The sequence below is a fragment of the Falsiroseomonas sp. RANM36 genome, assembly GCF_056682175.1.
Genome location: NZ_JBWXTD010000005.1, coordinates 459073 through 471355, shown reverse-complemented (window position 1 = coordinate 471355; position 12283 = coordinate 459073). Strand labels below are relative to the sequence as shown.

Here is a 12283-nt window from a genome sequence, read left to right as displayed (position 1 = left end):
AGCGCATCAGCGCGGAGACGGCGAGTTCGCCGCTGTACTGGGTGTTGGCCGCGGCCCAGCGAACGAAGGCGGTCTGCACGTCCTGCATGGTGGGGCTGGGCTCCGGCAGGCAGAAGATCGGCCGGCCATTCGCCGCCGACACGGCGCTGTGATACTGGCCCGCGCCGACGATCACGCCCTGGCAGAAGGCCGCGAGCGGCGACTCGCCGGAGGGCGACGCCGCGCACATCGAGGCCAGCGCCCCCATCGAGAGCGGCTCCGCCCGCGTGGTCTGGGTGGCGGTGCCCTGCGCCATGGCGGTGCCGGCCGCCAGTCCCAACGCCAGCGTCGCCGCTGGCAGCCAAGTCCTTCGCCGCATCTTGGCGGTCCTCCTTCCTTGCCTCGGCGCGGGCTCTGGGCCCGCTACCGACCCCGGCACGCTAGGCCATCGGTTCCGCTGCTGCCAAGCGGCGCGTTGTCCCACGCGCGCACCGGCAATCCCAATCGGGCGAGGGGCCGCAACGCGGCGAAACCCGGGGTGATTTGGCCGGCGCGGCGGGGAGGGTCTATGCAGCCGCTCCGCCCTCCCCTGCGACGGACCCTCATGACCGCACCGCGTCCCATTGCCCTGTTCGACATCAAGGCCCAGCAGGCGCTGATCCGTGCCGAGCTCGACCGCCGCTTCGCCGCGGTGCTGGACAGCGGCGCCTTCATCAACGGCCCGGAAGTGCGCGAGCTAGAGCAGAAGCTGGCGGAGTTCGCCGGCTGCGGCCATGCGGTCGGCGTCTCCTCCGGCACCGATGCGCTGCAGATCGCCATGATGGCCGAGGGGATCGGCCGCGGCGACGCGGTGTTCCTGCCCGCCTTCACCTACACCGCGACGGCCGAGGTGCCGCTGGTGCTGGGCGCCACGCCGGTCTTCGTGGACGTGGATCCGGTGACCTTCAACCTCGACATCGCCGACCTGGAGCGGCGGATCGCGCTGGTCCGGCGCGAGGGCCGGCTGCGTCCGCGCGCGGTGGTGGGCGTGGACCTGTTCGGCCTGCCGGCGGACTGGCCGGCGATCGAGGCGATCTGCGCGCGCGAGGGCATGTTCGCGCTCGACGACGCCGCGCAGGCCTATGGCGCGGCGCTGCACGGCAAGCGCCTCGGCCGCTGGGGACATGCCGCGGCGCTCAGCTTCTACCCGACCAAGACTCTCGGCTGCTACGGCGATGGCGGCGCGCTGCTGACCGACAGCGCCGAGCGCGCGGAGCTCTATCGCCAGCTCCGCACCCATGGCGAGGGCAAGAGCCGCTACGAGGTGCTGCGCACCGGCATGAACGGCCGGCTCGACACGCTGCAGGCGGCGGTGCTGCTGGCGAAGCTGCCGCTGCTGGAAGCGGAGCTGGCGGCGCGCGCCAAGGTCGCCGCCGCCTATGGCGCGGGCCTGGCGGGTCTCGTGCAGGTGCCGGGCTCCGTCGCCGGCGCCGACCATGCCTGGGGGCTCTATTCCGTGCTGCTGCCCGCCGGCGCTGATCGCGGGCGCGTGCAGGAGGCGCTGAAGCAGGCCGGCGTGCCGAGCGGCATCTACTATCCGAAGCCGCTGCACCATCAGCCGGCCTATGCGGCGGCGCATGAAGGCGGCATCGCGGGCGGCCCGCCGCCGCTGCCGGTCAGCGAGATGCTCTGCACGCGCATCCTGAGCCTGCCGATGCATCCCTACCTCACCGACGACGAGGTGGCGCGCGTGGTCGCGGCGCTGCGCGGCGCGCTGTAGCGCCGGGCCTACCGCGGCGCGGCGGCCGGGTCTTCGTCGGCCAGGACCAGGGCCAGCTCGGCCTCGAAGCCGTCCGCGCGGCCGCGCGCGGGCGAGTGCAGCGCAAGCCGGCCGCCAAGCTGCTGCGCGATCGCCTGCACGATCGACAGGCCGAGCCCCGAGCCGCGGCCGCCATGCGACACGAAGCGCCGATGCAGGCCCGCCAGCCGCTCCGGCGGCACGACCTCTCCAGCATTGACCACGCGCACCACGCCGTCGGGCGTCACCGACACCTCCACCGCGGCCTGCGGCGCGCCGTGGCGCAGCGCGTTCTCGATCAGGTTCCGCAGCGCGATCGCCAGCGCGTCGAGGTCGCCGAGCACCGCCAGCCCGGCCAGGCCGCCATCCTCGAAGCGCAGCCGCGCGCCGACCTCCGGCCGCGCGCGGAACTCCTCGACCAGCAGGTCGAGCGCCACCATCAGGTCCACCCGCTCGCGGCGCTGCGCCACGCCGGCCTCGGCACGGGCGAGCTGCAGCAGCTTCTCGAGCCGCGCCCCGAGCCGGCCGAGGCCGGCCGCCATCTCCTCCGCCTCATGCCGGGCGGGACTGCCGGGCGGCAGATGCGCGGCCAGCAGCTGCGCCTGCGCGAGCCCGGCCGCCACGGGCGTGCGCAGCTCATGCGCGGCGTTGGCGCTGAAGCTGCGTTCCGCCTCCAGCGCCTGGCGCAGCCGGGCCAGCAGCTGGTTGACGTCGTCGCCGATCGAGGCGAGCTCGGCCGGCAGCGCGCCAAGCCGCAACGGCGCCAGGTTCTCGCTGCCGCGTCGCCCGATGGCCGCCTGCAGGGCACGCACCGGCGCGAAGCCGCGCCGCACCGCGACGGGGATCAGCACCAGCGCCGCCAGCACCAGCGCCAGCAGCGGCGCCAGCAGCCGCACCAGGGTGGGGTTGACGGTGTGCCGGCGATGCCCGGGCGGCTCTGCCAGCGTGATCAGGTAGCGGCGGTCGGCGCTGGGCTCGGTGTAGAGCCGCGCCTCGGTGATCGTGGCGAAGCCGATCGGCGGCAGCGGCGCCTCCGCCGCGCCGTGCGAGCGCATCACCAGCCGCCCGTCCGCGGCGTAGAGACGCCAGGTGATGTATTCATCGTGCGGCATCGCGTCGGTGACGACCACCGGCTGCGGGCCGGCCCGCTCCAGCTCCGTCGCGTAGCGCCGCGTCAGGTCCGGCAGCATGATCTGCGCCTGCTCGGAGAGGATGCTGTCGAACACCTCGTTCATCTCGCGCACCACCACCAGGCTGGCGGCGATGGCGGACAGCACCCAGAACAGCAGGAGGCCCGCCGCGAGCGAGAGGCCGAGCCGGCCGGCCATGCTCCGCGGCCAGGCCGGGCGCGGCAGGCGCCTCACGCGCGGGCGCGGTAGCCGACGCCGCGCAGCGTGTCGATCAGGCCGGGCCCGAGCTTGCGGCGGATGCGGCTGATATAGACCTCCACCGCGTTGCTCTCGACCTCCGCGCCGTAGCGGTAGATCGCCTCCTCGATCTGCTCGCGCGACACGGCCGCGCCCGGGCGCTGCAGCAGCCGCTCCAGGATCGCCCATTCGCGCGCCGTCAGCGTCACCTCCTCGCCGGCCACGCTCGCCCGCCGGTCCTCGAGGTCCAGCACCACCTCGCCGGCGCGGAAGGCGCGGTCGGGATGTGTGCCGGCGCGCCGCGTCACCGCCTGGACCCGCGCGAGCAGCTCGCCGAGGTCGAAGGGCTTCACCAGGTAGTCGTCGGCGCCGGCCTTCAGCCCCTCGATCCGGTCCGAGATCTGGTCGCGCGCCGTGAGCACGATGACCGGGCGCCAGTCGCCCCGGCCGCGCAGCCCGCGCAGCACATCCAGCCCGCTCCCGTCCGGCAGCCCGACATCGAGCAGCACCAGCCCGTGGCCCGGGGCGCGCAGCGCCGGCTCGGCATCGGCCCGGCTTCCGACGAGGTCAACCGCGTGCCCGGCCAAGGTGAGATGTTCGCGCACCGCGCGGCCCAGCGCCGGATCATCCTCGACGAGCAGGATCCTCATCCTTCGGTCGAACTCTCCCCGTTTCAGGGTGGCGTCAGGTTGGGCGGCTAGCAAGCCCGGGAAGGTGCCCGAAAAGGGCGAGGAAGGATTCGAGCATGCCGCTACCCGCCACCAAGGTGTATCTGCTCGGCGCGACCGCGGGCAGCGGCGGCTATGTGCTGACGCCGCAGGAGCCCGGCGACATGACCTATGTCGCGACGGGCTTCCCCTCCGCCTCCTGGGTCACGACGATCGGCGACATCGACGGCGACGGCGTGGCGGAGATCGTCACCGGCGCACCCGGCAACGGCGACCAGGAGATCGGCGGCGGGCGCGTCTATATCGAGATGGGCGGCGCCGCGGGCGGCTCCTCCTTCAAGCTCGGCGACACCCTCACCTCCATCCGGCTCGATGGCGCCTTCCCCGACGATCACGTCGGCAGCGCCGTCGCCGCGACCGGCGACATGAACGGCAACGGCCTGCAGGAGCTGCTGGTCGGGGCGCCGGAGGCGGACCGGAACGGGGAGACCGATTCCGGTGTCGCCTATCTCTTCTTCACGCCGACCGCCCCCGGCAGCACCGACCTCAAGGATCTCGACGACGCCGGCTCGAATGAAGGCTTCGCCATGTTCGGCGAGGCCGGCGGCGACATGGCCGGCTACGCCTTGGCCGGGATCGCCGACCTGAACGGCGACGGCCGCGCCGATCTCGTGGTCGGGGCGCCGGGCAGCGACGCCGGCGGCACCGATGGCGGCGCGGCCTATGTGGTCTGGGGCAAGGCGACCCGGACGGGGGTGGAGCTCGCGACTGTCGCGGCGGGCACGGGCGGCTACCGCATCACCGGCATCGCGGGCGAGGCGGCGGGCTCGGCGCTGGCGACGCTCGGCGACCTCAACGGCGACGGCAAGGCGGAGATCCTGGTCGGCGCGCCGGGCGCCGATGGCGGCGCCGGCGCGGCTTACGTCGTGTTCGGCAAGGGCACGACGAGCGCGGTGGACCTGGCGGATGTCGCCGCCGGGATCGGCGGCTACCGCATCACCGGCATGACGCCGGGCGAGGCGGCCGGGATGCGTCTCGCCGCGCTCGGCGACGTCAATGGCGACGGGCTGGCCGACATGCTGCTGGGCAGCACCGGCCTCGCCTATGTCGTGTTCGGCAAGGCCGACACCGCCGAGGTCTCGCTGCTCGACGTGGCGGACGGGATCGGCGGCTTCGCCATCCTGCCGGAATCCTGGGGCGATCTGGACGACATCGCCGTCGCGGGCGGCGGCGACCTCAACCGCGACGGCATCAACGACATCGTCATCGGCGCCTCCCACAACGGGGAGGGCGGGTTCGACGCCGGCGCCGTCTATGTCGTCTGGGGCGGCGGCCAGGGCACGGTGGACCTCGCCATGGTCGCGCTCGGCGCGGGCGGCGCGAAGGTCGTGGGCAGCGCCGGCAGCCTCACCGGCAGCAGCGTCGCGGTCGCGCCCGACCTCGATGGCGACGGCGCGGCGGACCTGGTCATCGGCTCGCCCGGCGCCGCGCTGGAGCGCGTCAGCATCCTCTACACGCCCGACAGCTGGCAGCCCGACGACAACGTCTACGGCACCAATGGCGACGACCTGCTCGGCCCGGGCAGCGGCAGCCGGCACCTGGTCGGCGAGGGCGACGACAGCATCTACGCCTTCGCCGGCGCCGATTCCATCGACGCGGGGGGCGGCAACGACCTGCTCGACGGCGGCGGCGATGCCGACACGATGCGCGGCGGCGCGGGCGACGACGTCTATTACGTGGATGTCGCCGGCGACGTGGTGCTGGAAGACGCGGGCGGCGGCGCGGACACCGTCGAGGCCAGCGTCAGCTACACCCTGCCCGACGAGGTGGAGGTGCTGCACCTGGCCGTCGCGGGGCGGGTCGGCACCGGCAATGCCGCAGACAACCTGCTGCTCGGCAGCACCGGCGGCGACACGCTGAAGGGCGCGGAGGGCGCCGATACGCTCTCGGGCGATGCCGGCAACGACAGCCTGGATGGCGGCACGGGCGCGGACAGCATGGCGGGCGGTACGGGCAACGACGCCTACGCCGTGGACGACGCCGGCGACGTGATCGAGGAAGCGCCCGGCGCGGGCGCGGACACCGTGGTGGCGAGCATCGAGACCACGCTCGGCGCGAATCTCGAGGTGCTAGTGCTGGCCGGCGGCGCGCATGCTGGCAGCGGCCATGACGGCGCCAACACGCTGGTCGGCGGCGCCGGCGACGACAGCCTGTATGGCCTCGGCGGCGGCGACAGCCTGGTCGGCAATGGCGGCAACGACCGCCTGGAGGGCGGCACCGGCGCCGACAGCATGGCCGGCGGTGCCGGCGACGATCTCTACATCGTGGACGATGTGCTCGACCGCGCGATCGAAGTGGCGGGCGGCGGCGCGGACACGGTGATCTCCTCGGTGGACTTCACGCTGGGCACGGAGGTGGAGGCGCTGGTCCTCACCGCCCCCGGGCACCGCGGCACCGGCAACACGCTGGCGAACGACATCACCGGCACGGCGGGCGCGGACACCCTCGATGGCGGCGCGGGTGCCGACACGCTGCGCGGCGGCGGCGGCGACGACGTCTATGTCGTGGACAGCAGTGCTGACGTGATCGTCGAGGATGTCGCGGGCGGGCATGACCTCGTGCGCAGCGCCATCAGCTATACGCTCGCCGACGGGCTCGAGGACCTGGTGCTGACGGGCAGCGGCCTCGCCGGCACCGGCAACGGCGGCGACAACGCGATCACCGGCACCGTCGGCGCGGACAGGCTGGATGGCGGGGCCGGCGACGACACGATGACCGGCGGCGGCGGCAACGACGCCTATCACGTGGACAGCGCCGGCGACGTGATCGTGGAGACGGCGGGCGGTGGCGCCGACACCGTCTTCGCGTCCTTCGACGCAACCCTGACCGCCGAGGTCGAGGTGCTGGCGCTGGAAGGCGAGGCGCATCACGGCACGGGCAACGAGGGCGACAACCGCCTGGTCGGCGGGCTGGGCGACGATTCGCTCGAGGGCCTCGGCGGCGCGGACACGCTGGACGGTGGCGCGGGCGCCGACACGATGGCCGGTGGGGCCGGCGACGACACCTACATCATCACGGATCCCGGCGATGTGGTGATCGAGCTTCCCGGCGAGGGCTTCGACACCGTCGTGGTCTCGACCGACTGGGTCCTGGCGGACGGCATCGAGGGCGTGCAGCTGCTCGGCAGTGGCCATGCGCTGACCGGCAATGCCGGCGCCAACACGCTCAGCGGCAACAGCGGCGACGACACGCTGGACGGCGGATCGGGCGACGACATCCTGCTCGGCGGCGACGGCAACGACGTGCTGGTGAGCGACGACGGCCTCGACACGCTCTCGGGCGGCAGCGGCAACGACCGCTTCGAGGTGCATGGCGGCAGCGCGCATATCGAGGACTTCCTCGGCGAGGACACCCTCGACGCCTCCGACGCCACCGGCGACAGCTATCTCGACCTCTCGGGCGAGACGCAGAGCGAGATCGAGGACCAGCTCTGCGAGCTCGGGCAGGGCGGCAGCACGGCCGGGCCGCTCGACCTGCAGTTCCTGCAGGACCTCACCGGCTCCTTCGCCGACGACATCGCGATGGTGCGCTCCCTGGTGCCGCAGATCGTCCTGGCGCTGCAGGGCGTGCAGCCGAACAGCACCTATGGCGTCTCCTCCTTCCGCGACAAGGCCTTCGGCAGCTTCGGCAATGTCGGCGACTGGGTGTACCGGCAGGAGACCGCTCTCGCGAACGACACCGCCGCGCTGCTCGCCAGCTACACCGCCATGTCCGCGGGCGGCGGCGCGGACGGATCGGAAGCGCAGATCGAGGCGCTGATGCAGCTGGCGCTGCATGTCACCGATGTGGGATTCCGCACCAACTCCGCCCGCTTCGTGGTGCTGTTCACCGACGCCTCCTACCACGTCGCGGGCGACGGGCTGGCGGCGGGCATCAAGCTGCCCAACAACGGCGACGGCGTGCTCGACGGCACGCCGCCCGGCACCGGCGAGGACTATCCCGCCATCGCCCAGGTCAAGGCGGCGCTGGAAGCGGCGAACATCATCCCGATCTTCGCCATCGCCGGCGGCTTCGTCGGCGACTACCAGAACCTCGTCGCGCAGCTCGGCCGCGGTGCCGCCGTGACGCTGACCGCGGACAGCTCCAACGTCGTCAGCGCGATCACCACCGGCCTGACGGCGGTGACTCAGACCCGAATCGAGGATGCCTGGGGCGGCGCCGGCGCCGACACGCTGAAGGGCAACGCCGCCGCGAACGAGCTGCGCGGCGCCGCCGGCAACGACAGCCTGGACGGTGGCGAGAACGACGACACGCTGATCGGCGGCGACGGCGCGGACACGATGGTCGGCGGCGGCGGCATCGACATGGCCTGCTTCGACCTCGACTGGAAGGAGTACGAGATCGGCCGCGACAGTGTCTCGGGCGCCTGGAGCCTGACGCATGCCGGCCTCACCTCGGTCGTCGCGGGCGACGTGGAGACGCTGCGCTTCGGCACCGGCCCCGCCGCGCTGGTCGTGGACCTCGCCGCCGCGGCCGACGCCGTGGCCTCCGCCGCGCCCGTCATCGCTGCGGTGACGGAGGCCGGGACCGACGAGGATGCCGACCCCGCGACGCTGCAGCTGGCCGAGAACCTGCCGGCCGGCACGCTGGTGGCGCTGCTGACCGCCACCGACGCGAACCTGCCGATGGGCGACGTGCTCTCGGCCGGCCTGGTGCTGGCCGACGGCACGCCGGATCTCGCCTCTCCCTTCGAGCTGGTCGCCGTCTCCGATGGCTGGGAACTGCGCAGCACCGCGCCGCTCGACTTCGAGACGACCCCGTCCTTCGCGCTGCGCCTGGCGGTGACCGACCTGGCGGGACATGTCGCGACGCAGGATGTCGTGGTCGGCGTGCTCGACGTCGCGGAGGGCATCATCGGCACCGACGGCGCGGACCGCCTGCCCGGCACCGTGCTCGCGGACCTGATCAGCGGCCTCGGCGGCGCCGACACGCTGCTGGGCTACGAGGGGGCCGACACGCTGGATGGCGGCGCGGGCGGGGACAGCATGTTCGGCGGGCCTGGCGACGACGTCTACATCGTGGACAGCCCGTTCGACGTGGCGATGGAATCGCGCACCGGCGGCTTCGACCGGGTGTTCAGCAGCGTCACGCTGACGCTGCGTTCCAACCTGGAGGAGCTGGTGCTGACCGGCGACGCGGCCATCAACGGCAGCGGCAACACGCTGGCGAACCTGCTGGTCGGCAACGACGCGCCGAACCGGCTGGTCGGCTCCTCGGGCGACGACACGCTGGCGGGGATGGGCGGCGCCGACACGCTGATCGGCGGCGTGGGCGCCGACAGCATGGCGGGCGGGGCGGGCGACGACCTCTACATCGTGGACAACGCCGCCGACAGCATCGAGGAACAACCCGGCGCGGGGCTGGACCAGGTGCGGACAACGGTGTCCTTCGTGCTGGCGGAGGGCGTCGAGAACCTGACGATGCTCGGCACGGCGGGCCTCTCCGCCACCGGCAACGGCCTCGACAACCTGCTGATCGGCAATGGCGGCGCCAACCTGCTGGCGGGCGGCGACGGTGCCGACACGCTGAACGGCCTGGCGGGCGCCGATACGCTGGTCGGCGGCGCGGGCGACGATGTCTACATCCATGGCGCCGGCGACGTCGTCGTGGAGGCCGCGGATGGCGGCGTGGACACGCTGCGGTCCAGCCTGACCGTCGTGCTGCCGGACAATGTGGAGGTGCTGGTGCTGACCACCGGCAACATCCGCGGCACCGGCAATGCGCTCGACAACCTCATCATCGGCTCGCTCGGCGCCAACCAGCTGCGCGGCGAGGGCGGGCACGACATCCTGCGCGGCGAGGCGGGGGCCGACACGCTGTTCGGCGGCGAGGGCAACGACACGCTCGACGGCGGCGCCGGGCGCGACCAGCTGGACGGCGGCGCCGGGGCGGACGCCTTCCTGTTCTCGGCGCTGCCGGACCGCCCGGACAGCATCACCGACTTCGCCGCCGGCGAGGACGTGCTGATGGTCTCCGCGGCCGGCTTCGGCGGCAGCCTGGTCGCCGGCGAGGATCTGGGCGCGGCGGGCGGCTTCGTCGCCGGCGCCGTCGCGACGGACGTGCAGGGACAGTTCCTGTGGTCGGCGTCGAACGGCGTGCTCTACTGGGACGCCGACGGCATCGGCGCCGGCACGCGCCTCGCCATCGCGATCCTCACGCCCGGCACGCTGCTGACCGCAGCCGACATCCTGGTGGTCTGACCGCCGCGCCGGCCCGTCACGGCCGCGGCGATGCCGCCTGCCGCATGGAGCAGGCCGGAGAGCAGCGTGCCGGCGAAGCGCCCGGCCGCGGCGCGCCGCCGAGCATCCGGCACGCCGAGCCGGATGGGCCGGCGGCCAGCAGGCGGCGCAGCGGATCCGGCCGCGTGGCCTGGCCGATGGCGGTGAAGGCTGCCGCAGCCTCTTTTATTTCCATGCTTCCAATTTAATCGAAGATTACTTCGCAACGTTCGAAACTTCGATGACAGGGAGGGGTGAGCGGGGCGCGAGCGGTTGCGGCTTGCGGGCCGGCGCGCTGCCGACTAGCCTGCGCTGACCACATCGTGGTCGAGGTGCCCATATGGTGGCGCATGCCGGGACCAGGCGCAGCAGCCGGCCCGTCCCACCCCCGTCGGACGGCTCCGCCCAGGGCACCCAGGCCCTGGTCCGGGCCCTGCGCCTGCTCGACATCGTCGCCACAGGGGGACCGCTGCGCACCGCCGCCATCGCCGAGCAGGCCGGGCTGCCGCGCGGCACCGTCCACCGCATGCTCGGCGCCCTCGCCGAGGCCGGGCTGCTGCGCCAGGATTCCGAGGAGGGCAGCTGGCGCCTCGGCCTCAAGGTGTTCGAGATGGCGCACCGTGTCTGGGACTCGCTCGACCTGCGCGGCGCCGCGGAACCGGAGCTCGCGCGGCTCGCCGCCGCCAGCGGCGAGACGGCCCGCCTTGCGCTGCTGGATGGTGATGGCTGCGTCTATGTGGACCAGCGCGAGGCGGCGCGCAGCGGCGTGCGGCTCGGCAACGGCATCGGCGCGCGCGCACCGTTGCACGCCTCGGCCTGCGGCAAGGCGATGCTGGCGCATCTGCCGCCGCCGGAGCGGCGCCGGCGCGTGCAGTCCGTCTCCCTCACGCCGCTGACGGCCGCGACCATCACCGATCCCGCGGCGTTCCAGCGCGACCTCGACCTGGTGAAGGCGCGCGGCTACGCCGTCTCGCGCGAGGAAAGCACGGAGGGCGTCGCCGCCGTCGCCGCGCCCGTCGTGGACCATCTGGGCGAGCCGATCGCCGCGGTCTGCGTGCTCGGCCCCATCTTCCGCCTGCCGCCCGATCGCCTGCATGCGCTGGGGCGCGAGGTGATCGAGGCGGCGCGGCGCATCTCCGGCAATGCGGGGCATGTCGAAATGTCCATCGCCACCACGCGCCCTTCGGCGCCGCCGAGCCCGGGCGTGCGCTGCGCGATCGAGGCGCGGCCCTTCCTGGGCGAGGGGCCGGTCTGGCTGGCCGATGCGCAGCGCCTGCTTTGGGTGGATATCCTGGCCCCCGCCGTGCATGTCAGCGACGTCGCGCGCGGCGAGGATCGCGCGCTGCCGGTGGGCGAGCTCGTCGGCGCCGTCGTGCCGCGCGCGAAGGGCGGCTTCGTCGCGGCGATGGGCAATTCCTTCCGCGCGCTCGACCTCGATTCCGGCGTGACGGGCACGCTCTGCGTCGCGGAGCCCGACAAGCCGGGCAACCGCTTCAACGATGCGAAATGCGACCGCGCCGGGCGGCTCTTCGCGGGCACCATGGCGATCGATGCGGGGCCCGGCCAGGGCACGCTGTGGCGGCTCGATCCCGATCTGCGGCTGACCGCGGTGGAGACCGGGCTGCACATCTCGAACGGCCTCGGCTGGAGCCCGGACGACCGCATCTTCTACTTTACCGACACCGGCACGCGGACGGTCTACGCCTACGACTACGACCTCGGCACCGGCGCCGCGACCAGCAAGCGGGCCTTCGCGACCTTCGCTGGGCCGGCAAAGCCGGACGGCCTCGCGGTGGATGCGGAGGGCTTCGTCTGGATCGCGCTCTGGGATGGCTGGGGCGTGGCGCGGCATGCGCCGGACGGAACGCTCGACCGCTTCGTCTCGCTGCCGGTGCCGCGGCCCTCCTCGGTCTGCTTCGGCGGCGAGGATCTGCGCACGCTCTTCGTGACCAGCGCGCGGGTGCGGCTTTCCGCCGCGCAGCTGGCGGAGGCGCCGCTGTCGGGCTCGGTCTTCGCCTTCGAACCCGGCGTCGCCGGCGCACCGGTCGGCGCCTTCGGCGGATGAACAGGCAAGGGAGGATGGACATGCTTGATTCGACACTCGGACGCCGCGCGCTGCTCGGCGGCGCGGCGGCGCGCGCCCCGTCCCGCCCCGCGCGCGCCCCAGGCGGCCCGCGGGCCGATGTCGGGGGGGGGCCCGGCGAGGCGGGCGCC

At 73.5% G+C, this 12283-nt stretch carries 6 protein-coding genes; 3 read left to right on the top strand and 3 right to left on the bottom strand.

Annotation, left to right across the window (positions count from 1 at the left end; genetic code table 11):
- A partial coding sequence (locus tag AC1MIR_RS20260; RefSeq protein WP_480029991.1) for a hypothetical protein occupies window positions 1-358 on the bottom strand: 358 nt, incomplete at its 3' end.
- A gap of 225 nt (window positions 359-583) precedes the next feature.
- Here AC1MIR_RS20260 and AC1MIR_RS20255 point away from each other — a divergent pair.
- The gene (locus AC1MIR_RS20255; RefSeq protein WP_480029990.1) at window positions 584-1738 is read left to right on the top strand and encodes a DegT/DnrJ/EryC1/StrS family aminotransferase; all 1155 of its coding nucleotides are present in this window, start codon (window positions 584-586) and stop codon (window positions 1736-1738) included.
- A gap of 8 nt (window positions 1739-1746) precedes the next feature.
- On the opposite strand, the gene AC1MIR_RS20250 is transcribed toward AC1MIR_RS20255, so the two are convergent.
- Together AC1MIR_RS20250 and AC1MIR_RS20245 are read right to left on the bottom strand one after the other, a co-directional pair.
- On the bottom strand, window positions 1747-3084 hold the full coding sequence (locus AC1MIR_RS20250) for a sensor histidine kinase (RefSeq protein ID WP_480029989.1): 1338 nt from the start codon (window positions 3082-3084) through the stop codon (window positions 1747-1749).
- A 32-nt stretch (window positions 3085-3116) separates the two neighbouring features.
- A complete protein-coding gene (locus tag AC1MIR_RS20245; RefSeq protein WP_480029988.1) occupies window positions 3117-3773 on the bottom strand; it encodes a response regulator transcription factor in 657 nt (218 codons plus the stop codon).
- A gap of 95 nt (window positions 3774-3868) precedes the next feature.
- Between AC1MIR_RS20245 and AC1MIR_RS20240 the strand changes: the two genes are divergently transcribed.
- Both AC1MIR_RS20240 and AC1MIR_RS20235 read left to right on the top strand, forming a co-directional pair.
- Complete coding sequence (locus AC1MIR_RS20240; protein ID WP_480029987.1) at window positions 3869-10051, top strand: FG-GAP-like repeat-containing protein; 6183 nt, start codon at window positions 3869-3871, stop codon at window positions 10049-10051.
- A gap of 358 nt (window positions 10052-10409) precedes the next feature.
- On the top strand, window positions 10410-12134 hold the full coding sequence (locus tag AC1MIR_RS20235; protein ID WP_480029986.1) for an SMP-30/gluconolactonase/LRE family protein: 1725 nt from the start codon (window positions 10410-10412) through the stop codon (window positions 12132-12134).
- The last annotated feature ends 149 nt before the right edge of the window (window positions 12135-12283 follow it).

Bases quoted from the DNA above. Each gene is read 5' to 3' on its own strand.
- AC1MIR_RS20245 (WP_480029988.1), bottom strand. From the start codon at position 3,773: ATGAGGATCCTGCTCGTCGAGGATGATCCGGCGCTGGGCCGCGCGGTG.
- AC1MIR_RS20240 (WP_480029987.1), top strand. From the start codon at position 3,869: ATGCCGCTACCCGCCACCAAGGTGTATCTGCTCGGCGCGACCGCGGGC.
- AC1MIR_RS20235 (WP_480029986.1), top strand. From the start codon at position 10,410: ATGGTGGCGCATGCCGGGACCAGGCGCAGCAGCCGGCCCGTCCCACCC.
- AC1MIR_RS20255 (WP_480029990.1), top strand. From the start codon at position 584: ATGACCGCACCGCGTCCCATTGCCCTGTTCGACATCAAGGCCCAGCAG.
- AC1MIR_RS20250 (WP_480029989.1), bottom strand. From the start codon at position 3,084: ATGGCCGGCCGGCTCGGCCTCTCGCTCGCGGCGGGCCTCCTGCTGTTC.